Origin of the sequence: Sphingomonas sp. S-NIH.Pt3_0716 (assembly GCF_003950715.1) — a bacterium.
Classification (GTDB): Bacteria; Pseudomonadota; Alphaproteobacteria; order Sphingomonadales; family Sphingomonadaceae; genus Sphingobium; species Sphingobium yanoikuyae_A.
Map to the genome: position 1 here is coordinate 89,560 of NZ_QLJK01000014.1, position 24,022 is coordinate 113,581.

Here is a 24,022-nt window from a genome sequence, read left to right on the forward strand (position 1 = left end):
GCCCGTGTCCCTTTACACCCGTTTCACCGCCCATCTCGATGCCGTGCTCGACGCGCTGGAGGCTGAAGGCACGCTGCCCGCCGGCCTCAACCGCAAGCCGGTGACGGTGGAGCCGCCGCGCGATCCCAGCCATGGCGACCTGGCCACCAACGCCGCGATGGTGCTGGCCAAGCCCGCCGGCACCAATCCGCGCGCGCTGGCCGATGCGATCGTGACCAAGCTGCAGGCGCTGGACGAGGTCGAGGCAGCCAGCATCGCCGGCCCCGGCTTCATCAACCTGACCCTGACCGACCCGACCTGGCGCGCCGAACTGGCGGCGATCCATGCCGAAGCCGCCGATTATGGCCGGTCCGATTTCGGCGCGGGCACGACCGTGAACGTCGAATATGTCTCGGCCAACCCCACCGGTCCCATGCATATGGGCCATTGCCGCGGCGCGGTGGTCGGCGACGCGCTCGCCACCCTGCTGGAATATGCCGGGCACAAGGTGATCCGCGAATATTATATCAATGATGCGGGCGGCCAGGTGGATGTGCTCGCCCGTTCCGCGCATATCCGCTATCGCGAAGCGCTGGGCGAGGATGTCGGCGCGATCCCCGAAGGCCTCTATCCCGGCGATTATCTGGTGCCGGTGGGGCAGGCGCTGGCCGCCGAATATGGCGACAAGTTCGTCGGCGCACCCGAAGCCGACTGGCTGGTCCTGTTCCGCACCTTTGCCGTCGCGAAGATGATGGACATGATCCGCAGCGATCTCGCGCTGCTGGGCATCCACCACGACATCTTCTCGTCGGAGGCGGAATTGCAGGCGGCAGGCAAGCCGGCCGAGGCCGAAGCCTGGCTGCGCGCGCATGACCTGGTCTATGATGGCGTGCTGGAAGCGCCCAAGGGCGAACTGCCCGACGATTGGGAGGCGGTGGAATTGCCGCTGTTCCGTTCGACCAGGTTTGGCGACGACCAGGATCGGCCGATCAAGAAGTCGAATGGCAGCTGGACCTATTTCGGCGCCGACATGGCCTATCATTTCCAGAAGGCCCAGACCGCCGATCAGCTAATCGACATCTGGGGCGCGGACCATGCCGGCACGGTGAAGCGCATCCAGGCCGCCGTCGCCGCCCTGACCGAGGGCAAGGCGCGGTTCGACGTGAAGCTGATCCAGATGGTCCGCCTGCTGCGCGATGGCGAGCCGGTGAAGATGTCCAAGCGCGCCGGCAATTTCGTGACGCTGGCCGATGTCGTGCGCGAAGTGGGCAAGGATGTCGTCCGCTTCACCATGCTGACGCGCAAGGCCGATGCCCAGATGGACTTCGATTTCGCCAAGGTGGTGGAAGCGTCGAAGGATAATCCGGTCTTCTATGTGCAATATGCCCATGCCCGTATTTCCTCGCTCGGCCGCCGTGCAGAGGAGGCCGGGATCGACCTTCCCGCGCCCGACCTGTCCCTGCTTGGGACGGCGGAGCTGAGCCTGGTGAAGCTGGCAGCGCAGTTCCCGCGCGTTGTCGAAGGATCGGCGCAGGCCCGCGAACCGCATCGTATTGCCTTCTATCTCAATGACTTGGCTTCGGCATTCCATGGCTGGTGGAATATGGGCAATGATGATCCGCGCGCGCGCGTCGTGCTGGCGGACGATCCGGCCCTCACCTCGGCCCGGCTTTTCTTGAGCCGCGGAATCGGGCAGATCATCCGCAACGGCCTTGCCCTGATGGGCGTGGTCGCGCTGACCGAAATGCAGTGAGCCGAGCGGAGTTTCGATAATGGGTGACTATGCACGTGGGCGACTTGACCTCGATGACGAGGACCGGCTGCCCTGGCTGGAACCTGCGCTCGACGAGGCGGATGAGGAGCGGATTTCGCCCTTGCGCCTGCTGGGCCTCATCATCCTGGGGCTGGTGCTGATCGGCGCGGTGGTTGCGGGCATGTGGTGGCTGCAGAACCGCAATGGCGGCGGCGCGGGCGAGGGGCAACTGATCGCCGCGCCGCAGGGCGACTACAAGATCGCGGCCAAGGAAGCGGACGCCAAGAAGTTCCAGGGCGAGGGCGATGCCAGCTTCGCCGCGAGCGAGGGCGTGGCCCGCGATGGCCAGATCGACCCGAGCCGCGTGCCCGAGGCGCCGATCACCCCGACCGGCGCTGCCCCCGCAGGCACCAAACCCGCTGTTCCCGCCAAGCCCGCGCAGAGCGTCACCGCCAAGGTCGAGGACGAGACCAGGGCCGCGCCCAAGGCCGCCGCGCCCAAGGCGGCCGGCAGCGGCGTCATCCAGTTGGGCGCCTATGGCAGCGCGTCGGGCGCCAAGGATGCCTGGGGGCGCCTGTCGAAGCGCTTTGCCTATCTGGCGCCGCTCGCCATGTCGGTCGAGCCGGCCGAAGTGGGCGGCAGCACCGTCTATCGTCTGCGCGCCAGCGCCGGCGGGCAGGCGGGCACCGTCTGCGGCAAGCTGAAGGTCGCGGGCGAAAGCTGCATCATCGTCAATTGACCCAAACAGGGCGCGGGCGTCGACAGCCCGCGCCTTAGTCATTAGCATCGGCGTCATGAAACCCGTCATCTTCGGCCTATCCGGCGAAACCCTGACCGCCGACGAGCGCGCCTTCTTTGCCGAGGCGCAGCCGGCCGGCTATATTTTGTTCAAGCGCAACATCGCCGATCGCGCGCAGGTGCGGGCGCTGACCGACGAATTGCGCGCGCTGCACGGGCGCGACGACCTGCTGATCATGATCGATCAGGAGGGCGGCCGGGTCGCGCGGATGCAGGCGCCGGTCTGGCCCAGCTTTCCCGCCGGCGCCGTGTTCGACCGCCTCTATGACATTGCGCCGTCCAGCGCGATCGCGGCGGCGCGGGCCAATGCGCGGGCTCTGGCGCTGACGCTGGCGGAGGTTGGCATCACGGTGGATGCGCTGCCACTGCTGGACGTGCGGCAGGCGGGCGCGAGCGACATCATGGGCGACCGGACGCTGGGCGCCGAGCCGATGCGCGTCGCGGCGCTTGGCCGGGCCGTGATCGAGGGGCTGGCCGACGGCAATGTCGTGGGCATCGTCAAGCATATGCCTGGCCATGGCCGGGCGCTGGTCGACAGCCATCTGGAACTGCCGGTCGTCCATGCCGGGACGGAAGAACTGGAAACCGACCTGGCGCCGTTCCGTGCGCTCAAGGACGCACCGATGGGCATGACCGCCCATGTCGTCTACACCGCCTGGGATGCCGACCGGCCGGCCAGCCTGTCGCCGATCGTGATCGAGGAGATTATTCGCCAGCGCATCGGCTTTGACGGGCTGCTGATGTCCGACGATCTCGACATGAAGGCGCTCAAGGGCTCGATTCCCGAACTGGCCGCCGGCGTGGTCGCGGCCGGGTGCGACCTGGCGCTCAATTGCTGGGGGCGGATGGACGATATGGTCGGCATTGCCAATCTGCTGCCGGAGATCACGCCGGCTGCGCGGGCGCGGCTCGATCGGGCGATGGCGTCGGCCCATGTCGCCGACCTGCCGCCGTTCGAGGAGTTGCTGGCGACCCGCGATACGTTGCTGGCGCTGGTTCCGGCCTGATCGCGGACGCGGGGGCGATGGACGATCTCTTCACCGCCCCGGCTGCGACGCCCGCCGAGGTCCTGACCGTCAGCTTCGAAAGCTGGGAGGGGCCGCTCGACCTGTTGCTGGCGCTGGCGCGGACGCAGAAGGTCGACCTGCGCGAAATCTCCATCCTGGCGCTGGTCGAGCAATATCTGGCCTATGTCGATGGCGCGCGGCAGTTGAAGCTGGAACTGGCGGCCGACTATCTGGTGATGGCGGCCTGGCTCGCCTATCTCAAATCGGCGATGCTGCTGCCCAAGGAAGCGCAGCCCGAGCCCAGTCCCGAGGAAATGGCGCTACGCCTGCAATTGCGGCTGCAACGGCTGCACGCCATGCGCGAGGCCGGCGCGCGGCTGATGGCCGGCGATCGAATCGGGCGCGACGTATTCGTCCGCCCCCGGCCCGAGGGGCTGCACATGGTGCGGCGGGCGAAGTGGAGCGCCAGCCTTTATGATCTGATCCAGGCCTATGGCCAGATCCGCGCGCGTAACCAGCCCGTGGTGCATATGGTCGCGGTGCGGCCGGTGATGACCCTGGACGAGGCGATCCAGCGGGTGAGTGCGCTGGTCGGATCGGCGCTCGACTGGACGGCCCTGGAATCCTTCCTGCCCGACGATCGCGACGGACCGATGGCGAAATCGGCGCTGGCCAGCAGCTTCGTGGCGATGCTGGAACTGGCCAAGCAAGGGCGGGTGGACATAAGGCAGGACGGAATATTCGAGCCGATCTATCTGCGGGCGGCGCTGTCGGGCGATCAATGGGAGCAGTTGCGGTGATCCGGGAGATGGATGATTTCGCGCGCGCGGTGGAGGCGGCCTTGTTCGCGTCGGAGGAGCCGCTGACGCCCGCCGAACTGCGCGCCCATGTCGGTGATGGCGGCGACCTGCCCGCGACGCTGGCCGGGTTGGCGCAGGATTATGCCGGGCGCGGCGTCAATCTGGTCGAGCGGGGCGGACGCTGGCATTTCCAGACGGCGGCCGACCTGGCGCATATCTTGCGGCGGGAACGGGACGAGACGCGCAAGCTGTCCCGCGCGGCGATGGAGACGCTGGCGATCATCGCCTATCATGAGCCGGTGAGCCGCGCGGAGATCGAGGCGATTCGCGGGGTTCAGGTGGCCAAGGGCACGCTGGATGTGCTGATGGAGGCCGGATGGGTGCGTCCGGTGGGGCGGCGCGAAGTGCCGGGTCGCCCGCTCATCTATGCGACCAGCGTAGAGTTTCTGTCACATTTTGGCCTTAGCAGCCGCCGGGACTTGCCGGGTCTGGACGATTTGCGGGCTGCGGGGTTGCTGGATCCGGTGGATTTGGCGCTGGAGGGTCTGGGCGGTCAATCCGTTCTGGAAAAGGATGAGGAAGAGGCCTAGAAAGGCCTCCTTTCAGGAGTATGTGAAAATGGGTTCTTTCTCGCTGATGCACTGGGTGATCGTGCTCCTGGTCGTCATGCTGCTGTTCGGTGGCGGCCGGATTTCCGGCCTGATGGGTGACGTGGCCAAGGGCATCAAGAGCTTCAAGAAGGGCATGGCCGACGACGAGGATGACGCGACGCCGGCAAAGCCCGCGACCCGGATCGAGGGTCATCGCGTGCCCGAACAGGATGCGCCGAGCGCAACCGAAGAAAAGACCAAGGCCTGATCTCTAACGCAGGCTGGTAGTCGCGCATGTTTGGCATCGATTCGACCGAATTTCTGGTGATCGTGATCATTGCGGTGATCGTGATCGGCCCGAAGGATCTTCCGCGCGCGCTCTACAAGGTGGGGCAGATCGTGGGGAAGGCCCAGGGCATGGCCCGGCATTTCCGCACCGGCATTGATGCCATGGTGCGGGAAGTCGAGCTGGAGGAACTGGAAAAGAAATGGGCCGAGCAGAATAAGCGCATCATGGCCGAGCATCCGCCCGAGACCCAGGTTTCCGAAACCCAGGTCATCGAGCATGCTTCGGCCAGCGATGCGCCCGCTGCTTCGGCTGTAGACGACAAGCCGCCTTATGTGGCGGAAGCGCCGGCGGCCCCCGCTGTCGATGCACCGCCCTATGTGGCGGAGGCCGCGCCGCCGCCGGTGGCGGACAAGCCGCCCTATGTCGCCGAGGAGCCGGTGGCGCCCAAGCAGGGGGATGCGGCGGCATGATCGGCGAGATTGACGACAGCAAGGCGCCCTTGCTGGACCATCTGATCGAGCTGCGCAGCCGCCTGCTCAAATGCGTCTATGCGCTGTTCATCACCGGGGGGATCTGTTTCTATTTCTCCGAACAGCTCTTTGCCATCCTGGTCCATCCGCTCAAGGAGGCCTTTGGCGACGCCGGCGGCAAGCTGGTCTATACCAAGCTCTACGAAGCCTTTTTCGTGCAGATCAAGATCGCGGCCTTCGGTGCGTTCTGCCTGTCCTTCCCGATCATCGCCAACCAGCTCTGGGCGTTCGTCGCGCCGGGCCTGTATGCGAAGGAAAAGAAGGCGCTGCTGCCGTTCCTGATCGCCACGCCCTTCCTGTTCGCGCTGGGCGCGAGCCTGGCCTATTTCGTGGTGATGCCGACCGCCTTCCATTTCTTCCTGGGCTATCAGGGGGATGCAAGCGGGCTGCAGATCGAGGCGCTGCCGAGCGCGGACAGCTATCTGGGCCTGGTGATGCAGTTCATCCTGGCCTTTGGCATCTGTTTCCTGTTGCCGGTGCTGCTGATGCTGCTCAACCGGGCCGGCTTCGTGTCGCGCGACCAGCTCAAAGGCATGCGCCGCTACATGATCGTCGGCGCCTTCATCCTGGCCGCGGTGCTGACCCCGCCGGATGTGGTGTCGCAGCTGATGCTCGCCATCCCGCTGCTGCTGCTCTACGAAATCACGCTGGTCGCGATCTGGTTCACCGATCGCAGCCAGGCGAAACGGGCCGCCGCAGAAGCGGCGGCAGAGGAAGTTTCCGCATAAGAAAAGGCCCGCGAAACGCGGGCCTTTTTATCTGATCAGTTGGCCGACTTCTCGACGGCCTTGCCGGCGCTCTGCACGTCCCTGCCAGCGCCTTCCACCGTGTTGCAGGCGGATACCAGCAGCGAGCCGGTGAGCAGCAGGGCGGTGACGATTGTCTTGGTCATCGGTTTCTCCTTCCGAAATTCGGCCGACCGCATGGCGAGCCATATCGGTGACCGCTGGAGAACACGCCTGGACGGGAAGGGTTCCGCCGGCTGACGCTGGTTCGACGATGAGGGAGGGTGGCCCGAAAAAGTCTGAGCCCGGAACGCGTCGGGGGGGGGGATGATGCGTTCCGGGCTCATATTTTTTGGATAGCAAGAGCGGGGGGCAAAAGATTTGCTATCCGAAATGCAGAACGAGCGGCAAAGCGGGTGGTTCCCGATTTCCGCTCCTGATCGCGAATTTTAATTGCCCTTGTTTTCAGGCATTTCGCTGGTTGATTGGATATTAACCTAAAATAATCTCCCCAGGCGAGCGCAAAAAGATGGTGCGGTTCAACCGAGCGGCCGGCCGCTGTTGCGATATTCGGGACGGATCGTCGATTCCGGCAGATTGTCGATCGGCGCGGCAAGGGGCGCTGCGGGCGCGGGCTGCGTCGCCGGCGTGGAGGGCGCGACCGTCGGCAGGGGCACATAGGCGGTTGCCGGTCCCGCGCTCATCAGTTCGACGGGCGTCACCGGCTGGACCGGCCAGATCCGGCGGGCAGGGCCGGATATCAGTTCGCGCCCCGCATAGGCGTCGCCGAAGGCGGCGGGCGTGCCGTTGAAGCCCATGCCGCGATAGAAAATATGGGCGCCGATCACGGCAACCGGCTGCAGCGTGGCGGACCAGGCCGGGCGGACGGCCAGCGTATGATAATGGGTGGCAAGGCCCACCGGGGCATAGGCTTTGCCCGACAGCGCCTGCTGCGCGATGCCGCGCGCGCGGACCCAGGCGACGGCGTTGGGCAGGCGGGCCATGGCGCCATCGCAGCTGAAGGTGAACTGGCAGTGGAAGTCGGTGCGTTCCGACCCCTGGTAGACCACGCCGCAGACGCTGTTGGGCCAGAGCGGGCTGCGCACGCGGTTCAATACCACCTGCGCCACGGCGCGCTGGCCCTCCTCCGGCTCATTCCCGGCTTCATAATAGATGGCCGATGTCAGACAGTTGAGCGCGCGATAGCTGTCGGTTGCGGTGAGGCCGCGGAAGATGGTCGCGGGGGCGGTCTTCACCTCGGCCAGGCCCATGACATGCGGGCTCTGGATGGTTAGCGCGCCGGGGGCGGGATCAAAGGCGCCTTCGGCATAGAAGAAGGCGGAGCCGGGGAAATTGGCGCCCGCCTGTTCGGCTGGGCCGGGGCCATGATGATCCTCGGCCAGCATGTCGAGCGGCGCGGCGGTGATGAGATGCGGCACGACCAGCACCGCAAGCGCCACCGCGCCCAGGCCGCCATGCCAGATCCATCGTTCCTGTTGTCGCGAAAGCCGCATCATCCAGCCGGTATCGAGCGGGCCCGATTGCCGCGCGGCCTTGGCCATAGCCGATTTTCCTTTCCAATTCCTCCACGGAATCGGGTCGGCCCCGGATCGGGGGCGGGCAACCGGCGCGCAAAGCCGGGGCAAACCGGCTCTTTTCGTGGTGCAGCATTCCCTTGCTTGGCAAGCACGTATCGGCTCCGCTATGCGGGGTGCATGCTGCTCCAGAAAGATAGCCTCGCCCTGATCGGTAATACCCCGATGGTGCGTCTCGCCGGTCCGTCCGAAGCCACCGGATGCGATATCTACGCCAAGTGCGAATTCGCCAATCCCGGCGCGTCGGTGAAGGATCGCGCCGCCCTGTTCATCGTCAATGATGCCGAGGAGAAGGGGCTGCTGAAGCCCGGCGGCACGATCGTCGAGGGGACGGCCGGTAATACCGGCATCGGCCTGGCGCTGGTCGCCAATGCCAAGGGGTACAAGTCGATCATCGTCATGCCCGAGACGCAGAGCCGGGAAAAGATGGACACGCTTCGCGCGCTGGGCGCGGAACTGGTGACGGTGCCGGCGGCGCCCTATTCCAACCCCGGTCATTTCGTCCACACCTCGCGCCGCCTAGCGGAGGAAACGGAAGGCGCGATCTGGGCCAACCAGTTCGACAATATCGCCAATCGCAAGGCGCATATCGTCGGCACGGCCGAGGAAATCTGGACCCAGATGGAAGGCCGGATCGACGGCTTCATCTGTGCGGCCGGCACCGGCGGCACGATCGCGGGCGTGGGCCTCGGCCTCAAGGCGCATGACGAGAATATCGTCATCGGCCTCGCCGATCCCCATGGCGCGGCGCTCTATAATTACTACGCCCATGGCGAGTTGAAGGCCGAGGGCAATTCGGTCGCTGAAGGCATCGGCCAGGGGCGCATCACCGCCAATCTGGAAGGCGCGCCGATCGACACCCAGTTCCGCATTTCCGACGAGGAAGGGCTGGAGTGGGTCCGCCGCCTGCTGGCCGAGGAGGGGCTGTGCCTGGGTCTGTCGTCGGGCATCAATGTCGCGGGTGCCGTTGCGCTCGCGAAACAGCTTGGGCCGGGCAAGAAAATCGCGACAATCCTGTGCGATACCGGCTTCCGCTATCTGTCGACCCTCTACAACCGGCAGTGGCTCGAATCGAAGGGCTTGACGATATTCCCCTGGCTCGCGCACAATTGACGGGCCGACACGGGTCGCGGCGGCATAAAATAGAGCATGTTCATGGCTGATCATTCCCGCCGACAGGAGGGGTTGCAGCGCGTTCAGATAGGGCTGACCGGCCTGGCAGGCGTTGTCCTGCTGGTCGGGCTGGCGAACATCGTCATCGACAAGGCGCGGGTGGACGATATTGCGTCCGCGCCGCCGGCCGTGCCGACGATCGACGTCAATGCCGCTGTCGCCGCCACCACGCCCAAGGAGCCGCTCGCCGAACTGGGGGTGCAACCCGCGCCGGAAATGGCGCCGATCGTCCCCGATCTGCAGCCCGATCCCAAGATCCGCAAGCCGATGGACCAGGAACCCACGCCGCAGACGCCCTGACGGGCGATGATGTCGTTCGTTCGCTGTCTTTCGCGATTGCTCACCCTGTTGCTGCCGGCGACGCTGATGCTGCTCGCCGGTTTAGCGGTTGCCTGGCGCACGGGGCAGGCAGACCCCTGGTGCTGGGGCTGGCCGGCGCTGCTGTTGCTCGTGCCGACGGGGTGGTGGCTGGCGCGGCACGACTTTCTGCATGCACTGTGGGTGGGGCTGGGTGGTGCCGGGATGGCGCTGCTCTTCTGCGCATTGGCTGCTGCACGCATTTCTGACCCCTGGGCCATGATCGGCTTGCTGCTGCTGGCACTGGCCGCGGCCGCTGGTGGCGCGTTGCTGTGGCAGCGGCGCTGGTTGTCGGCATGTATCGCATTGGCCGCGGCGCTGCTGCTGCTCGGCGTCGGGCCGGCCCGTCCCATTTCCTCCCAGCCTGATCGTCCGCTGCTCGCCGTCATCACCGCGCTGCCGCTCTTCTGGGAAGAGGGGGGGGCTGGGACAAGGCGGGACGCGCCGATCGTGACGCTGCTGCGCAGCCGGTTCGAGGTGCGGCCGATCGATGATGTGCGGGCACTGGCCGCATCCGGCGCCCCCGTCCTGCTGCTGGCGCAGCCCCGACCGATGACGCCGCAGGCGCTGGTCGCGCTTGATCGCTGGGTCCGGGATGGTGGCCGGTTGCTGCTGCTCACCGATCCGCGTCTGCGCTGGCCGTCCGATCTTCCGCTGGGTGACCGGCGCCGGGCGCCGATGGTCGGCACGCTTGGTCCCTTGTTGGCGCATTGGGGTGTGCGGGGCGGGGCCGTGCGAGACCAGGAAATACGCCATTTCCTGCCCGATGGGCGGCTTTTGACGATGGCCGGGATGCAACCCCTGTCATCGGGCGGGCAGGTGGCGGCTGTTCCGCTGCCGCTGAGGATCGGGCGCGGGGAGGTGCTGCTGCTGGGCGACGCGGACCTGATCGACGACCGGCTGTGGCTGGCCGATCCGGCGCGGCCGCTCGATCTGCGCGCCTGGAGCGCCGATACGCCGGCGCTGGTGGCGCAATGGCTGGGGGCGGAGATGCCGGATGGCCGTCGCTGGATGCGGGATGTCGCGGATGTCCGGCTGGGGCTGCGATCGGCGCTTCTGGCTGGGACAGGCTGGGCGATACTGGGTCTGATGCTGCTGCGCCGTCGTTCCGGGCGGAATGGAATGAGAACAAAAAGTGAAAATAAGCTGGTGAAAGGAGGAAAAAACGGTTAATCCCGTTTCTGACCGGCTTTTCCCAGCTTCACCCAACATTTCCCTTTGCAGGCCGCCTCATGCTTGGTAGATATTCCAACATTGGGGTTAGTCAGGCTTTGCGAGAGTCTTGCGCCGGGATTCGAAAACGCGATTCCGGCGACGGGAAGCCTGCGCCCTGCTTAAAAGGGGCGAATTTCCAGCGTGTCGGACGTCATTCTCTATTCGGGCAACGCGTTCAGCGTCGCGGACGGCAAGGGCCGTTTCGTGCTGCCCCTGGAGATGCGCCGCCAGGTGAAGCTGGCGAGCAGCGGCGAAAACCGTCTGTGCCTGTCGGTCCATATGGACAATGGCTGCGCCACCGGCTTCGGCCTGTCCCACAAGCTGTTCCTGTTCGAGGAAGTGAATGAGCTGGAGCGCGAGGCGCGCGCCGCCAATCGCCCGTTCAATGGTGACCTGGAGCGCGAGAATCGCCTGGGCACGATCGAGGACGTGAATTTCGACGAGGGTGGCCGCTTCTTCCTGCACCCCGATATCAAGGAAGAGGCCGGTATCACCGACGTCGTGTTCTTCTATGGCGTTGGCCGTTATTTCCAGATCTGGAAGCCCGAGGCGCTGGTCGAAAGCCCGGATCGCCCTGCGCTGATCCGCAACAAGGTGCGCCGCTGGCTGGAACAGCGCGCAGCGGAGGGCGGCAAGTGAGCGCCGCGCCGCATATCCCTGTCCTCCTGACCGAAGTGCTCGATGCGCTCGCCATTACCCCAGGCGAGCGACATGTCGACGGCACCTTCGGCGCGGGCGGCTATTCCAGCGCCATGGCGGCAGCTGGCGCGCAGGTCTTTGCCTTTGATCGCGACCCCGATGCGATCCGGGAAGGGCAGGCCCTGGCCGATGAAAAGGGTATCACGCTGATCCCCGGCGAATTTTCGCGGATGGAGGAGCTGCTGGCCGAACGTGGCGTCAGCAGCGTGTCGGGCATCACGCTGGATATCGGCGTGTCGTCGATGCAGCTCGACCGGCCTGAACGCGGTTTCTCCTTCCAGGCGGACGGCCCGCTCGACATGACGATGAGTCAGGGCGGCATGAGCGCGGCCGATTTCCTCAACACCGCCGCGGAAGAGGATATTGCCGACGTCATCTATCGCTATGGCGAGGAGCCGCGTTCGCGCCGGGTTGCCCGCGCGATCGTCGATGCGCGGCCGCTGGAGCGGACCGGGCAGCTTGCTGCCGTGGTGCGCCGGGCGCTGGGCTACAAGCCGCATGACAAGAAGGATCCCTCGACCCGCACTTTCCAGGCGATCCGCATCCATGTGAATCGCGAACTGGAGGAGCTCGAGCGCGCGCTCGAAGCGGCGGAAGCGCTGCTGGAGCCGGGCGGCCGCCTTGCGATCGTGACCTTCCACAGTCTGGAGGACCGCATCGTCAAGCAGTTCCTGCGCAAGCGCAGCGGCAGCGAGGCGGGCGGATCGCGTCACCTGCCCGAGAAGAAGGCCGAGGCTGCGCCTGCATTCGAAAAGCCCGCCAAGGCCGTAAAGCCTGGCGAAACGGAACTGGCGCGCAATCCGCGTGCCCGTTCCGCCACCCTGCGCAGCGCCGTGCGGACCGGCGCCCCTGTTGCCAATGCCCATCGGAGTGCCCGGCCATGATCGCGGTCAAGAGATTGCAGAGCCTGATCTGGGTGTTGCTGGTCGCGCTGGGCGCGCTCGGCGCCTATCTCGTCTCCTTGAAGGTCGCGACCGAGCGCAATGACGTGATGCGGGTGCGGATGCAGATCGCGCAGGCGCGCGGCGATATCCGCTATCTGGAAACCGAGTTCAGCGCCCGCGCCAGCATGCGCCAGCTGGAGCGGTGGAACCAGGACGATTTCATGTATGCGACGCCGACCGCCGGCCAGTATCTGGCGGGCGAACAGGCGCTGGCGCATCTGGATGGCGTCCAGCCCAATGGCCCGGACTATGTCGCACCGCCGGTGATGGTGGCGATGGTCGAGACGCCGGCCGATCTGCCGTCCGCGCCGCAGGCCGCGCCGGCCAGCCCCGCCGCCAGCCAGATCCGCAGCGATATCGCCGTGATCCGCGAGGCGCATGCCGCCGACAATGTCGAGAAGCTGGCCAAGCCCGCCGCGCCGGTGAAGCTGGCCGAACAGCGTGCCAAGGCCGACGCGGACGTGTCGCGGCCCAATCCGGTCGCGCGCCGGGCCGAGCGCATGGCGATGCTGGACGCCAAGCTGCTGGACGACAGCACCATGGGTGACCTCAGTGCGCGTGCGGCGCGCGAGCGAAAGGGAGGCCGCTAATGGCCACGATCATCGTCCAGCCGGGCGGCGCCCGTGCCGGGCGGCAGCGGGTCAACCTGACGGCAATCGCGCATAATCGCCTGATGTTGCTGTTGATCCTGTTCATGATGATCACGGCCGTGCTGATCCTGCGTCTGACCTGGGTCGGCATTTTTGCGAGCGGCAACGGCAATGGCGATGGATTGTCGGGCTTCACCCCGGCGCGCGCGGACATTGTTGACCGCAATGGCGTGCCGCTGGCGCGGACCATGGACGCCTATTCGATCGCGGTGCGCCCGTCCAAGCTGATCGGTGATCCCGACGAGCTGGCGCGCAAGCTGCACGAAATCTTCCCGGATGAGTCCGAGGCAGTCTTCGCCAAGAAGCTGAGGGGGCGCGGCTGGGCCTATCTGCGCCGCCGTGCGCTGCCCGAGGAAGTGGCGGCGGTGAACGCGCTGGGCGAGATCGGCATCGAATTTCCGCGCGAGAAGGAGCGCCTCTATCCCCAGCGCACGCTGGCCGCGCATATTCTCGGCTTTGCGCCCAATGCCGAGGGCAAGGGCGGCATGGGCGTGGAGGCTGCGTTCAATGATCGGATGATCGATCCGGCGCAGCGTAGCCGGCCCTTCGCCATGTCGATCGACAGCCGGGTGCAGGGCGCGCTGGAAAGCGAGCTGTATGCCCAGTTGGTCCAGACACGGGCCAAGGGCGCCGGTGGCATTATCCTGGACGTCAATACCGGCGAAGTGATCGCCATGGCATCGATCCCGGTGTTCGATCCCAACAAGCTGCAAAATTATGCCGGCAAGCGCTGCTCCGAATCGCCGCTCTGCAACCATATGGTGCAGGCCCGCTATGAGCTGGGTTCGGCGTTCAAGCCGCTGTCGATCGCGGCGGCCATGGATGCGGGCGTCGTGACATCGATGAGCAAGCGCTATGACGCGACCGCGCCGCTGGCCGTTGGCGGCTTCCGCATCAAGGACGACCACTCGCTTGGCCGCTGGATCAACGTGCCGGAAATCCTGGTCCACAGCTCCAACATCGGTACCGCCCGGATCGCCGACGAAATGGGCGCCGCGCCGCTGCAGAAGCTGTTCCGCAGCCTGGATTTCGACCAGCGTGCGCCGATCGAGTTCAATGAGCGTGCCGGTGGCCTGTGGCCGACCAATTGGGGCCGGATCACCAGCATGACCACGTCCTACGGCCATGGCATCGCGGTGACGCCGCTGCATCTGGCGGCGGCCTATGCGGCGCTGGTCAATGGCGGCATCTGGCGCCCGGCGACGATCCGCAAGCTCAAGGCCGATGAAGTGCCCGAGGGGCGCCGGGTCTTTTCCGCCGCGACCAGCGCGCGCATGCGCCAGCTGTTGCGGATGATCGTGTCGGCGGGTACAGGGCGTAGCGCCGACGCCAAGGGATTCCGGGTGGGCGGCAAGACGGGTTCCGCTGAAAAGCCCCAGGAAGGGCGCTACAACAAGACTTCGCTGGTGACGACTTTCGCTTCCGCCTTCCCGATGGACAATCCCCGCTATGTGGTTCTCGTCACGATGGACGAGGCGACGGGCCAATATGGCCTGCGCACCGCTGCATGGACGGCGGCGCCAGTGGTGAAGCGGGTGGTGGAGCGCACCGGGCCGATGCTTGGCGTAATGCCGGACGAGCGGCGGGACGTGGATATTTCGGATTTGATGCCGCTGTTGCACGGCGACAAGGAGACAGAGTGATGCGCCTCGGGTCGCTAATCGAGGAGCTGGGCGTCGAGGTCGGTGGCAACACCGGCCTCGACACGTCCGTGACGGGTTTTGCCATCGACAATCGCAAGGTTGCGCCGGGCACCATCTTCGGTGCCTTTCAGGGCCTGCGCGTCAATGGCGAGGATTTTATTGCCGACGCGGTGAAGGCGGGCGCGGTCGCGATCGTCGCCCGGCCGGAGGCGAAGGTCGAGGGCGCGGTGCATATCGCCGACGCCAATCCCCGCCGCCTGTTCGCGCAACTGGCCGCGCGCTATTTCGCGCCATTCCCTGATGTGACCGTCGCCGTCACCGGCACCAATGGCAAGACCAGCACGGTCGAACTGGCGCGCCAGTTGTGGCGAATGCTGGGCCACAAGTCGGCCTCGATCGGGACGCTGGGCGTCACCACCTCGGTCGATCAGGTGTCGACTGGCCTCACCACGCCGGACATCGTCACTTTCCTCGCCAACATGTCGGGCCTCAAGCGCGAGGGCATCACCCATGCCGCGTTCGAGGCGTCGAGCCATGGCCTCGACCAGTATCGCACCGAGGGGCTGCCGGTTGCGGCCGGCGCCTTCACCAACCTGTCGCGCGATCATCTCGATTATCATGGCGACATGGACAGCTATTTCGACGCCAAGATGCGCCTGTTCGACGAAGTCGTGGGCGACGGCGGCGCGGCCGTGATCTGGGCCGACGATGAATGGTCGGACAAGGCGATCCAGCGGGCTACGAAGCGGGGGCTTCGTGTGCTGAGCGTCGGGGTGCAGGGGCAGGCATTGCGTCTTGCCAACCGCACCCCGACCCAGTTGGGCCAGACGCTGGAAATCGAAGCCGATGGCAAGCTCTACAAGGTCAATCTGCCGCTGATCGGTGCCTATCAGGCGGCCAATGCGCTGACGGCGGCCGGTCTGGTCATCGCGACCGGCGGCGATACCGCTAAGGTTCTGGAATTGCTGGGGCGGGTTCAGCCGGTGCGCGGCCGTCTGGAACGCGCGGTCATCAGCAAGGCGGGCGCGCCCGTCTATGTCGACTATGCCCATACGCCCGACGGCCTGCGCGCCGCGATCGAGGCACTGCGTCCCCATACCAGGGGCAAGCTGATCGCGCTGTTCGGCGCGGGTGGCGATCGCGATGCCGGCAAGCGTCCGCTGATGGGCAAGGTCGCGGCGGATCTGGCCGACCATGTCATCGTGACCGACGACAATCCCCGTTCGGAAGAACCCTCCGCGATCCGCGCCGCCGTGATGGCGGGCGCGCCGGGGGCGGAGGAAATTGGCGGGCGCCGCGCGGCGATCGCCGCCGCCATCGGCCAGGCGGGGGGCGACGATATCGTCCTGCTCGCCGGCAAGGGGCATGAGCAGGGCCAGATCATCGGCGACCGGGTGCTACCCTTTGACGATGTCACCGTGGCACGGGAGTGCGCGGGTTGAGCGATCTCTGGACCTCGGCCGAGATCGCAGACGCTACGGGCGGCGCCGTGTCGGCGCCGTTCGCCGTTTCTGGCGTCGCCTTCGACAGTCGCGAGGTGGGCGCGGGCGACCTGTTCGTCGCGATGAAGGGCGAAACGACCGACGGCCACAAGTTCGTAGACAAGGCCTTTGCCCAGGGCGCGGCCGGCGCGATCGTCAGCGAACCGGTCGATTATCCCCATGTGCTGGTGGCCGACAGTGCCGCCGCGCTGGAGGCGCTGGGCCGTGCATCGCGCAAGCGCAGCAACGCGAAGATCATCGGCGTGACCGGCTCGGTCGGCAAGACCGGCACCAAGGAAGCGCTGTTCCATGCCCTTGAACGGGCCTGTCCGGGCGGCGTCCATCGGTCGGTCAAAAGCTATAACAACCATGTCGGCGTGCCGCTGAGCCTGGCGCGGATGCCGCGCGATGCGGCCTATGGCGTGTTCGAAATGGGCATGAACCATGCCGGCGAACTGGCTGCGCTGACACGGCAGGTACGCCCGAACGTGGCGATCGTCACCGCCATCGCGCCGGCCCATATCGAATTTTTCGGGACCGAGGAAAAGATCGCCGAAGCCAAGGCCGAGATTTTCGAAGGTCTGGAGCCGGGCGGCACCGCTGTCATTCCCTATGACAGCCCGCATGTCGCGACCCTCTATGGCAAGGCGGAGCGTCATGCCGATCATATCCTGACCTTCGGCTTCAGCCCGGAGGCGGATATTTTCGTGCGCGATACGGTGCCGGCGCCGGGTGGCGGCACGCTGGTGACCGCTGCGCTGCCGGGGGTGGAGCTTTGCTTCACCGTCGGCGCGCCGGGCGACCATTGGGTGTCCAATTCGCTCGCCGTGCTGGCCGCGGTCGAGGCGCTGGGCGGCGATCTGGCCGCTGCGGGCCTGGCGCTGGCGGAAATGCCGGGTCTGCCCGGACGCGGCGCGCGCCGCATCCTGCCGGTGGCGGGTGGCGAAGCGCTGCTGATCGACGAAAGCTATAACGCCAACCCCTTGAGCATGGCGGCGACGCTCAAGCAATTGGGGCGCGAGCAGGCCGACCGCCGCATCGCCGTGCTGGGTGGCATGCGCGAACTGGGCAGCCGCAGCACCGAACTGCACGCCGCACTCTCGCAACCGTTGAGCGAGAATGGCGTCGACTATGCGATATTGGTGGGCGAGGAGATGGCGCCGCTGGCCGACGCCCTTGGCGGCCTCGTCGCCTTCGACCATGTGCCGGACGCCGCGTCGGCCACCGATCTGATCAACAAGGAAATGCGTGCGGGTGACGCGATCCTGGTCAAGGGCTCCAATGGCATCGGGCTGTCCCGCCTGGTCGCCGCCCTTGGCGATGCCGCCCGCGACGGAGATAAAGACTGATGCTGTACTGGCTTGCCCAGACCCTGGATTTTGCGGGGGCCTTCAACCTCATCCGCTACCTGTCCTTCCGGGCGGGGGCGGCGATTGCGACCGCGCTGATCATCGGCCTCGTCATCGGCCCCAAATTCATCGGCTGGCTGCGCGTGCGCCAGGGCAAGGGGCAGCCGATCCGCAGTGACGGGCCGCAGAGCCATCTGGCCAAGCGCGGCACGCCGACCATGGGCGGCCTGATGATCCTGACCTCCATGGTTGTATCGGTGCTGCTGTGGATGGACCTGTCCTCCACCTATGTCTGGGCCTGCCTGTTCGTGACGCTGGGTTTCGGCGCGATCGGCTTCCTCGACGATTATGACAAGGTGACCAAGGCCAGCCACAAGGGGCTGTCGGCCAAGATGCGCCTGGCCTTCGAGTTCCTGATCGCCGGTTTCGCCGCCTGGATGATCGTCAACCAGCATGGCAACACCGCGCTCTACGTGCCCTTCTACAATGGGCCTGCGATCGAGCTTGGGCCTTTCTATTTCCTGTTCGCCGCCTTCGTCATCGTCGCCTTCGGCAATGCGGTGAACCTGACCGACGGGCTCGATGGCCTCGCCACCATGCCGGTCATCATCGCCTGCATGGCGTTCATGGCGATCGTCTATCTGGTCGGTCGCGCGGACTTCGCCACCTATCTGGGCATCCCGCATGTGCCGGGCGCGGGCAACCTCACCATATTGTGCGGGGCGATCATCGGCGCGGGGCTGGCCTTCCTCTGGTTCAACGCGCCGCCGGCTGCCGTCTTCATGGGCGATACCGGCAGTCTGGCGCTGGGCGGGACGATCGGCGTGATCGCGGTCACCGCCCATCATGAAATCGTGTTGGGCGTCGTCGGCGGCCTGTTCGTGGTCGAGGCACTGTCGGTCATCATCCAGGTCTTCTTCTACAAGCGGACCGGCAAGCGCGTGTTCAAGATGGCGCCGATCCACCATCATTTCGAACAGCTTGGCTGGGCCGAGCCGACCGTGGTGATCCGCTTCTGGATCATCTCCTTCGTGCTGGCACTCGCCGGCCTTGCCACGCTGAAGCTGAGGTAAGCGGATGATCGTTTCGCAGGCCTTCAAGGGGAAGACCTACGCCGTATTGGGGCTGGCCCGTTCGGGGCTGGCCACGGTCGAGACGCTCGTCGCCAGCGGCGCGCGCGTCGTCGCCTGGGACAGTCGCGAGGAAGCGCGGGCGGCGGTCGCCGACAAGGCGGAGCTGGGCGACCCGATGGAGATCGACCTGGCCGGTTTCGACGGCATCGTCGTGTCGCCGGGCGTGCCGCTCAACAAGCATCCGATCGCGATGCGCGCGAAGATCGCCGGCGTGCCGATCATCGGCGACATTGAACTGTTCGCGCTCGCCCGGCCGACGCTGCCACCGCACAAGGTCGTCGGCATCACCGGCACCAACGGCAAGTCGACCACGACCGCGCTGATCCATCACATCATCGAGCAGGCGGGCTTCCCGGCGCGGATGGGCGGCAATATCGGCCTGCCGATCCTGGGCCAGGAGCCGCTGGAGCCGAACCTGCATGGCGTGGGCATCTATGTGCTGGAACTGTCCAGCTATCAGATCGACCTCACCCACAGCCTCGACTGCGATGTCGCCGTGCTGCTCAACATCACGCCCGACCATCTTGATCGCTACAACGGCTTTGACGGCTATGTCGCGTCGAAGGCGCGGCTGTTCGCCATGCAATCGGCCGACCATGTCGCGGTGATCGCGACCGAGGATGAGCCGAGCCGTGGCATCGCCGCATCGGCCCCGGCGCAACTGCGCGAAGTGAAGGCCGCCGATATCGATCCGGAGGCTCAGCTTGGCTGGCCATCGCTGCAGGGGCCGCACAATGCCCAGAATGCCGCGGTCGCGATCGCCGTCGGCCGGGCATTGGACATTGACGACGCGACCATCATGGCCGCGCTCGCCAGCTATGCCAGCCTGCCGCACCGGATGCAGGCGGTGGGAACGCATAATGGCGTGCTCTATGTCAATGACAGCAAGGCGACCAACGCCGCCTCGACCGCGCCGGCGCTGGGCGCCTGGCCGGCCAGGGATGGCAAGCCGCGCATCCACTGGATTTTGGGCGGCGTCGCCAAGTCCGACAATCTGGATGAATGCGCGCCTTATTATGGCAATATCGCCCATGCCTATACCATCGGTGAGGCGGGCCACATGTTTGCCGACCTGTTGCGGCCGCACATGGCGGTCGATGACAGCGAGATGTTGAGCGCCGCCGTCCGTCGCGCCGCGCGCATCGCCCAGCCGGGCGATGTCGTGCTGTTGTCGCCGGCCTGCGCCAGTTTCGACCAGTTCCGGGATTTCGAGGCGCGCGGCGATGCCTTTGCCGCGGCCGTGAACGCACTGGAATAGAACGCACTGGAATAGGCAGGGCGATCGGGGGCAACGGGATGGATAGCGAGGGACGTAAGGGCATGTTCAGGGCGGGCGAACTGGTGAAGGGCTTCAAGACCCGCACCGTGCCGCGCGAGCGTACCGCGCTGGCCATCTGGTTCTGGGAAATCGACCGGGTGCTGCTGTCGCTGATCGTCGCGCTGATGGCGATCGGGCTGGTCGCCGTGGCCGCCGCATCGCCGGTGGCCGCGATCGACCGCTCGACCGCGCAGGTGGCGGTCAATCCGCTGATCTATTTCTATCGCCAGCTGATGTGGGTGTTCATCGGCCTGCCGATCATGCTGGTCATCTCCATGCTGCCCCGGCCACAGGCGCGGCGGCTGGCGATCTTCCTGGCCGTCTTCTTCTTCCTGATGCTGCTGTTCGTGCCGTTGCTGGGTTCCACCGTGAACGGCGCCAAGCGCTGGATCGACCTGCCGGGCTTCCGCTTTCAGCCCTCGGAATTTCTGAAGCCCGTCTATGTCGTGACGCTGGCCTGGCTGCTGTCGCTGCGCGCCAAGGACCAGAGCCTGCCGGTGATGCCGCTCACGGGCGCGATGACGCTGCTGATCGCGGCGATCCTGATGAAGCAGCCGGACTTTGGCCAGACGGTCATCTTCCTGGCCTGCTGGGGCGTGCTGCTGATGCTCTCGGGCCTCGAAATGCGCTGGATCGCCATGCTGGGCGGGCTGGCGCTGGCGGGGCTGGTCGCGGTCTACATGTTCTATGAAAATGGCCGGCAGCGCATCAACGACTTCCTGGGCATCGGTGTCCAGATGGATACCGGCCCGGACCAGACGGACCTGGCGTTCCGCACCATCACCCATGGTGGTTTCACCGGCGTCGGGCCGGGCGGCGGCCAGAACAAGTTCCGTCTGCCCGAAGCCCATACCGACTATATCTTCTCGGTGATCGGGGAGGAGTTCGGCCTGCTCGCCTGCATCGCCATTGCCTGTGTCTATCTGGCGATCGTCGTGCGCGTGCTGCTGCGCCTGCTGGACGAGGAGGATAATTTCACCATCCTCGCCGCCGCCGGCCTCACCACCCAGTTCGGGCTGCAGGCGATCATCAATATGGGCGTCAATGCGCAGATTTTTCCGTCAAAGGGCATGACGCTGCCCTTTATCAGCTACGGTGGCTCCTCTATGCTCGCGCTTTGTATCGGCGTCGGCCTGCTGCTCGCATTCACGCGGCGCAACCCCTTCATGGGTCGGCACACGGTCGTCAAATGGAGTGGTCGATGAGCATTTCCCGTCACTTCGTCCTCGCCGCCGGCGGGACGGGTGGTCATATGATTCCCGCGCATGCGGTGGCAGAGGAACTGATGGCGCGCGGCCATCATGTCGCCCTCGTCACCGATGAACGCGGCGCCAAGATTCCCGGCATCTTCGATAAGGCGCAGGTCCATGTCATGCCGGCGGGCCGCATGACCAAGAATCCGGCGAGCTGGCCCGGCGCCCTGAAGGCGATCCTGGCCGGCCGCGCGATGGCCCGTCGGCTCAACGACACGTTCAAGCCGACCGCCGTGGTCGGCTTTGGCGGCTATCCCGCCATGCCTGCTTTGCTGGGCGCGCTGGCGGACGGCATCCCGACCGCGATCCACGAACAGAATGCGGTGCTGGGCCGGGTCAACCGCCTGCTCGCCGGTCGGGTCGACGCGATCGCCACCGCCTATCCGGTGGTCGAGCGCTTGAAGGACAAATATGCCGGCAAGGTGCATCTGGTCGGCAATCCGGTGCGCGAGGAAGTGAAGGCGCTGCGCGACGAGGAATTTCCTGCGCTGACCGACGAGAGCGTGTTCCGCGTGCTGGTGATCGGTGGCAGCCAGGGGGCAAGCATCCTGTCGAGCGTCGTCCCCGAAGGGCTGTCGATGCTGCCGATCGCGCTGCGCCGCCGCCTTCAGGTGACGCAGCAGTGCCGTGCCGAGGATATCGAGCGCGTCCGCGCCACCTATGCCGAGATGGAAATTCCGGCCGATCTCGCCACCTATTTCAACGACGTGCCCGAAAAGCTCGGCTGGTCGCACCTGATGATCGCGCGGGCAGGGGCATCGACCCTGGCCGAGCTGACCTGTGCCGGCCGTCCCGCCATCCTGGTGCCGCTGCCCAGCGCCATGGACGATCATCAGACCGCCAATGCGCGCGAGATGACCGAGGCTGGTGGCGCCCGCACCATCCCCCAGTCGCGCTTCACCGCCGTGGAGCTGGCCAAGCAGATGCAGAAGATGGCGCTGGAACCCGGCGCCCTGCAAAATGCCGCCAAGCGCGCCCGTGCCTGTGGCCGCCCGGATGCGGCGCGCGATATGGCAGACCTGCTCGAAAGCATCGGCCCCGCGCCGATCATGAATGACCCGCTTCGCGTCGGCCCCACGCCGACCACGCTCAATCTCCAGGGAGTTCCCGCATGAAGGGTGTCGGCACCGACATCGGCACGATCCATTTCATCGGCATTGGCGGCATCGGCATGTCCGGTATCGCCGAAGTCATGCATAATCTGGGTTACAAGGTTCAAGGATCCGACGTCGCCGAGGGCTATGTCGTGGAAGGGCTGCGCGCCAAGGGCATCAAGGTGATGATCGGCCACAAGGCCGAAAATCTGGGCGATGCCGCCGTGGTCGTCACCTCGACCGCGATCAAGCGCGGCAATCCGGAGGTCGAACTGGCGCTGGAAAATCGCGTGCCGGTGATCCGCCGCGCCGAAATGCTGGCCGAACTGATGCGCCTCAAATCCACGATCGCCATCGCCGGCACCCATGGCAAGACCACGACCACCTCGATGGTCGCGGCGCTGCTGGACGCGGGCGGGGTCGATCCGACCGTCATCAACGGCGGCATCATCAACAGTTATGGCTCCAACGCGCGCCTGGGCAACAGCGACTGGATGGTCGTGGAAGCCGATGAGAGCGACGGCAGCTTCCTGCGCCTCGACGGCACGATCGCGGTCGTGACCAATATCGATCCCGAACATCTCGACCATTATGGCAGCTTCGACGCGGTGAAGGACGCCTTCGTCGAGTTCGTCGAGAATGTGCCCTTCTATGGCGCGGCGATGCTCTGCCTCGACCATCCCGAGGTTCAGGCTATCCTGCCGCGCGTGCAGGACCGCCGCATCGTCACCTACGGCTTCTCCGCCCAAGCCGATATTCGCGGCGAGAATGTCCAGCCGGTGCCCGGCGGCAATCGCTTCGACGTCCAGATCCGCGAGCGCGATGGCGCGACCCGCCGGATCGAGGGGATCGAACTGCCGATGCCCGGCCGCCACAATGTGCTGAACGCCATGGCCGCGATCGGCGTGGCGCTGCAGATGGGCATTGATGACGCGACCATCCAGACCGGCTTTGCCAAGTTCGGCGGCGTGAAGCGCCGCTTCACCAAGGTCGGCGAAATCCCCGCTGGCGCCGGCGTGGCCACCGTCATCGACGATTATGGCCACCATCCGGTCGAGATCAAGGCGGTGCTCGCCGCTGCGCGTGAAGGTGCCAAGGGTCGCGTCATCGCCGTGGTCCAGCCGCATCGCTTCACCCGCCTGCGCGACCTGATGGATGATTTCCAGCAGGCCTTCAACGACGCCGACATCGTCTATGCCGCCCCGGTCTATACCGCTGGCGAGCAGCCGATCGAGGATGTCGACAGCGCGGCGCTGGTCGCCGGGCTCAAGCGCCGTGGCCATCGCAACGCCGCCACTGTCGCCGATGCGGGCGATCTTGCCCGCGTCATTGCCGCCGATGTCCAGGCTGACGACATGATCATCTGCCTGGGGGCCGGCGACATCACCAAATGGGCGGCGGGCCTGTCCGCTGCGGTCACCGCCAAGGTCAAGGAAACCGCCTGATGTTCGAGCTCTTCAATGTCGGCCTGGAAATGCAGAAGCGCATGATCGACATGCAGATGCAGGGCGTGGAAGTCGCGCGCGACATGGTCGAGGCGGCGCAGAAGCAGGTGCAGACCGGCATGGCGGCGCATCAGGCCGGCGAGGCGGGCATGAAGGCGATGAAGAGCTGGATGAATCTCTGGGGCGTGCGCGGTTGACGGTG

25 protein-coding genes are annotated in these 24,022 nt (G+C 66.0%); 23 read left to right on the forward strand and 2 right to left on the reverse strand.

Features of this window, described 5'->3' with window-relative positions; genetic code table 11:
• The first annotated feature begins 4 nt into the window (after nt 1-4).
• From argS to tatC, 8 genes are read left to right on the forward strand one after another with little or no spacing between them, the layout of a single operon-like run.
• On the forward strand, nt 5-1,732 hold the full coding sequence (argS, locus tag BRX37_RS13170) for an arginine--tRNA ligase (RefSeq protein ID WP_125987496.1): 1,728 nt from the start codon (nt 5-7) through the stop codon (nt 1,730-1,732).
• Nucleotides 1,733-1,751: 19 nt separating this feature from the next.
• Nucleotides 1,752-2,471 (forward strand): SPOR domain-containing protein, encoded by a 720-nt coding sequence (locus BRX37_RS13175; RefSeq protein WP_004207980.1) that lies wholly within the window; start codon nt 1,752-1,754, stop codon nt 2,469-2,471.
• A 55-nt stretch (nt 2,472-2,526) separates the two neighbouring features.
• Nucleotides 2,527-3,537 carry a beta-N-acetylhexosaminidase gene (gene nagZ, locus BRX37_RS13180; RefSeq protein ID WP_125987498.1) on the forward strand — a complete coding sequence of 337 codons (1,011 nt, stop codon included), beginning with the start codon at nt 2,527-2,529 and terminating at the stop codon, nt 3,535-3,537.
• A 17-nt stretch (nt 3,538-3,554) separates the two neighbouring features.
• On the forward strand, nt 3,555-4,337 hold the full coding sequence (locus tag BRX37_RS13185; protein ID WP_125987500.1) for a segregation and condensation protein A: 783 nt from the start codon (nt 3,555-3,557) through the stop codon (nt 4,335-4,337).
• An 8-nt stretch (nt 4,338-4,345) separates the two neighbouring features.
• A complete protein-coding gene (gene scpB, locus BRX37_RS13190) occupies nt 4,346-4,927 on the forward strand; it encodes an SMC-Scp complex subunit ScpB (protein WP_010336265.1) in 582 nt (193 codons plus the stop codon).
• Between the two features lie 28 nt (nt 4,928-4,955).
• Nucleotides 4,956-5,195 (forward strand): twin-arginine translocase TatA/TatE family subunit, encoded by a 240-nt coding sequence (locus tag BRX37_RS13195; protein ID WP_004207976.1) that lies wholly within the window; start codon nt 4,956-4,958, stop codon nt 5,193-5,195.
• A 26-nt stretch (nt 5,196-5,221) separates the two neighbouring features.
• Entirely contained in the window at nt 5,222-5,686 is a 465-nt protein-coding gene (locus BRX37_RS13200; RefSeq protein WP_125987502.1) for a twin-arginine translocase TatA/TatE family subunit, read from the forward strand.
• On the forward strand, nt 5,683-6,474 hold the full coding sequence (tatC, locus tag BRX37_RS13205; RefSeq protein WP_017501221.1) for a twin-arginine translocase subunit TatC: 792 nt from the start codon (nt 5,683-5,685) through the stop codon (nt 6,472-6,474). Before BRX37_RS13200 ends, tatC begins: the two co-directional genes overlap by 4 nt.
• A gap of 35 nt (nt 6,475-6,509) precedes the next feature.
• Here the strand turns inward: tatC and BRX37_RS13210 are convergent, their stop codons facing one another.
• Nucleotides 6,510-6,638: an entericidin A/B family lipoprotein gene (locus tag BRX37_RS13210; protein ID WP_004207973.1), complete on the reverse strand. Its 129-nt coding sequence runs from the start codon at nt 6,636-6,638 to the stop codon at nt 6,510-6,512.
• A 372-nt stretch (nt 6,639-7,010) separates the two neighbouring features.
• Nucleotides 7,011-7,988, reverse strand: a complete 978-nt coding sequence (locus BRX37_RS13215; protein WP_125987550.1) for a cell wall hydrolase — start codon at nt 7,986-7,988, stop codon at nt 7,011-7,013.
• Between the two features lie 198 nt (nt 7,989-8,186).
• Between BRX37_RS13215 and BRX37_RS13220 the strand changes: the two genes are divergently transcribed.
• The 15 genes from BRX37_RS13220 (at nt 8,187) to BRX37_RS13290 (ending at nt 24,017) form a co-directional block, all read left to right on the forward strand.
• The gene (locus BRX37_RS13220; RefSeq protein WP_010336269.1) at nt 8,187-9,179 is read left to right on the forward strand and encodes a cysteine synthase A; all 993 of its coding nucleotides are present in this window, start codon (nt 8,187-8,189) and stop codon (nt 9,177-9,179) included.
• Nucleotides 9,180-9,221: 42 nt separating this feature from the next.
• Nucleotides 9,222-9,539 (forward strand): hypothetical protein, encoded by a 318-nt coding sequence (locus tag BRX37_RS13225; RefSeq protein ID WP_004207970.1) that lies wholly within the window; start codon nt 9,222-9,224, stop codon nt 9,537-9,539.
• A gap of 36 nt (nt 9,540-9,575) precedes the next feature.
• A complete protein-coding gene (locus tag BRX37_RS13230) occupies nt 9,576-10,769 on the forward strand; it encodes a Gldg family protein (RefSeq protein ID WP_318276681.1) in 1,194 nt (397 codons plus the stop codon).
• 183 nt (nt 10,770-10,952) lie between these two features.
• A complete protein-coding gene (locus BRX37_RS13235; RefSeq protein ID WP_125987507.1) occupies nt 10,953-11,450 on the forward strand; it encodes a division/cell wall cluster transcriptional repressor MraZ in 498 nt (165 codons plus the stop codon).
• Nucleotides 11,447-12,394, forward strand: coding sequence for a 16S rRNA (cytosine(1402)-N(4))-methyltransferase RsmH (gene rsmH, locus BRX37_RS13240; RefSeq protein WP_037517206.1), 948 nt, complete (start codon nt 11,447-11,449; stop codon nt 12,392-12,394). Before BRX37_RS13235 ends, rsmH begins: the two co-directional genes overlap by 4 nt.
• The gene (locus BRX37_RS13245; protein ID WP_004207966.1) at nt 12,391-13,044 is read left to right on the forward strand and encodes a hypothetical protein; all 654 of its coding nucleotides are present in this window, start codon (nt 12,391-12,393) and stop codon (nt 13,042-13,044) included. Before rsmH ends, BRX37_RS13245 begins: the two co-directional genes overlap by 4 nt.
• Nucleotides 13,044-14,747: a peptidoglycan D,D-transpeptidase FtsI family protein gene (locus tag BRX37_RS13250; protein WP_004207965.1), complete on the forward strand. Its 1,704-nt coding sequence runs from the start codon at nt 13,044-13,046 to the stop codon at nt 14,745-14,747. The genes BRX37_RS13245 and BRX37_RS13250 overlap by 1 nt, the downstream gene beginning before the upstream one ends.
• The gene (locus tag BRX37_RS13255) at nt 14,747-16,189 is read left to right on the forward strand and encodes a UDP-N-acetylmuramoyl-L-alanyl-D-glutamate--2,6-diaminopimelate ligase (RefSeq protein ID WP_010336273.1); all 1,443 of its coding nucleotides are present in this window, start codon (nt 14,747-14,749) and stop codon (nt 16,187-16,189) included. Before BRX37_RS13250 ends, BRX37_RS13255 begins: the two co-directional genes overlap by 1 nt.
• Nucleotides 16,186-17,577, forward strand: a complete 1,392-nt coding sequence (locus BRX37_RS13260) for a UDP-N-acetylmuramoyl-tripeptide--D-alanyl-D-alanine ligase (RefSeq protein WP_004207963.1) — start codon at nt 16,186-16,188, stop codon at nt 17,575-17,577. The genes BRX37_RS13255 and BRX37_RS13260 overlap by 4 nt, the downstream gene beginning before the upstream one ends.
• Nucleotides 17,577-18,650: a phospho-N-acetylmuramoyl-pentapeptide-transferase gene (mraY, locus tag BRX37_RS13265; protein WP_017501213.1), complete on the forward strand. Its 1,074-nt coding sequence runs from the start codon at nt 17,577-17,579 to the stop codon at nt 18,648-18,650. Before BRX37_RS13260 ends, mraY begins: the two co-directional genes overlap by 1 nt.
• Nucleotides 18,651-18,654: 4 nt before the next feature.
• Nucleotides 18,655-19,968: a UDP-N-acetylmuramoyl-L-alanine--D-glutamate ligase gene (gene murD / locus BRX37_RS13270; RefSeq protein ID WP_125987509.1), complete on the forward strand. Its 1,314-nt coding sequence runs from the start codon at nt 18,655-18,657 to the stop codon at nt 19,966-19,968.
• A gap of 62 nt (nt 19,969-20,030) precedes the next feature.
• Nucleotides 20,031-21,233, forward strand: a complete 1,203-nt coding sequence (locus tag BRX37_RS13275) for an FtsW/RodA/SpoVE family cell cycle protein (protein ID WP_010336276.1) — start codon at nt 20,031-20,033, stop codon at nt 21,231-21,233.
• Entirely contained in the window at nt 21,230-22,396 is a 1,167-nt protein-coding gene (murG, locus tag BRX37_RS13280) for an undecaprenyldiphospho-muramoylpentapeptide beta-N-acetylglucosaminyltransferase (protein WP_004207959.1), read from the forward strand. Before BRX37_RS13275 ends, murG begins: the two co-directional genes overlap by 4 nt.
• Nucleotides 22,393-23,820, forward strand: a complete 1,428-nt coding sequence (murC, locus tag BRX37_RS13285; protein ID WP_125987511.1) for a UDP-N-acetylmuramate--L-alanine ligase — start codon at nt 22,393-22,395, stop codon at nt 23,818-23,820. Before murG ends, murC begins: the two co-directional genes overlap by 4 nt.
• On the forward strand, nt 23,820-24,017 hold the full coding sequence (locus tag BRX37_RS13290; RefSeq protein ID WP_004207957.1) for a hypothetical protein: 198 nt from the start codon (nt 23,820-23,822) through the stop codon (nt 24,015-24,017). The genes murC and BRX37_RS13290 overlap by 1 nt, the downstream gene beginning before the upstream one ends.
• Nucleotides 24,018-24,022: the final 5 nt, after the last annotated feature.

What these genes read in the sequence shown, in the direction of transcription:
- BRX37_RS13175 (WP_004207980.1), top strand. Translation starts at nt 1,752, where the DNA reads ATGGGTGACTATGCACGTGGGCGACTTGACCTCGATGACGAGGACCGG.
- nagZ (WP_125987498.1), top strand. Translation starts at nt 2,527, where the DNA reads ATGAAACCCGTCATCTTCGGCCTATCCGGCGAAACCCTGACCGCCGAC.
- BRX37_RS13185 (WP_125987500.1), top strand. Translation starts at nt 3,555, where the DNA reads ATGGACGATCTCTTCACCGCCCCGGCTGCGACGCCCGCCGAGGTCCTG.
- scpB (WP_010336265.1), top strand. Translation starts at nt 4,346, where the DNA reads ATGGATGATTTCGCGCGCGCGGTGGAGGCGGCCTTGTTCGCGTCGGAG.
- BRX37_RS13195 (WP_004207976.1), top strand. Translation starts at nt 4,956, where the DNA reads ATGGGTTCTTTCTCGCTGATGCACTGGGTGATCGTGCTCCTGGTCGTC.
- BRX37_RS13200 (WP_125987502.1), top strand. Translation starts at nt 5,222, where the DNA reads ATGTTTGGCATCGATTCGACCGAATTTCTGGTGATCGTGATCATTGCG.
- tatC (WP_017501221.1), top strand. Translation starts at nt 5,683, where the DNA reads ATGATCGGCGAGATTGACGACAGCAAGGCGCCCTTGCTGGACCATCTG.
- BRX37_RS13210 (WP_004207973.1), bottom strand. Translation starts at nt 6,638, where the DNA reads ATGACCAAGACAATCGTCACCGCCCTGCTGCTCACCGGCTCGCTGCTG.
- BRX37_RS13215 (WP_125987550.1), bottom strand. Translation starts at nt 7,988, where the DNA reads ATGATGCGGCTTTCGCGACAACAGGAACGATGGATCTGGCATGGCGGC.
- BRX37_RS13220 (WP_010336269.1), top strand. Translation starts at nt 8,187, where the DNA reads ATGCTGCTCCAGAAAGATAGCCTCGCCCTGATCGGTAATACCCCGATG.
- BRX37_RS13225 (WP_004207970.1), top strand. Translation starts at nt 9,222, where the DNA reads ATGGCTGATCATTCCCGCCGACAGGAGGGGTTGCAGCGCGTTCAGATA.
- BRX37_RS13245 (WP_004207966.1), top strand. Translation starts at nt 12,391, where the DNA reads ATGATCGCGGTCAAGAGATTGCAGAGCCTGATCTGGGTGTTGCTGGTC.
- BRX37_RS13250 (WP_004207965.1), top strand. Translation starts at nt 13,044, where the DNA reads ATGGCCACGATCATCGTCCAGCCGGGCGGCGCCCGTGCCGGGCGGCAG.
- BRX37_RS13255 (WP_010336273.1), top strand. Translation starts at nt 14,747, where the DNA reads ATGCGCCTCGGGTCGCTAATCGAGGAGCTGGGCGTCGAGGTCGGTGGC.
- mraY (WP_017501213.1), top strand. Translation starts at nt 17,577, where the DNA reads ATGCTGTACTGGCTTGCCCAGACCCTGGATTTTGCGGGGGCCTTCAAC.
- murD (WP_125987509.1), top strand. Translation starts at nt 18,655, where the DNA reads ATGATCGTTTCGCAGGCCTTCAAGGGGAAGACCTACGCCGTATTGGGG.
- BRX37_RS13275 (WP_010336276.1), top strand. Translation starts at nt 20,031, where the DNA reads ATGTTCAGGGCGGGCGAACTGGTGAAGGGCTTCAAGACCCGCACCGTG.
- murG (WP_004207959.1), top strand. Translation starts at nt 21,230, where the DNA reads ATGAGCATTTCCCGTCACTTCGTCCTCGCCGCCGGCGGGACGGGTGGT.
- murC (WP_125987511.1), top strand. Translation starts at nt 22,393, where the DNA reads ATGAAGGGTGTCGGCACCGACATCGGCACGATCCATTTCATCGGCATT.
- BRX37_RS13290 (WP_004207957.1), top strand. Translation starts at nt 23,820, where the DNA reads ATGTTCGAGCTCTTCAATGTCGGCCTGGAAATGCAGAAGCGCATGATC.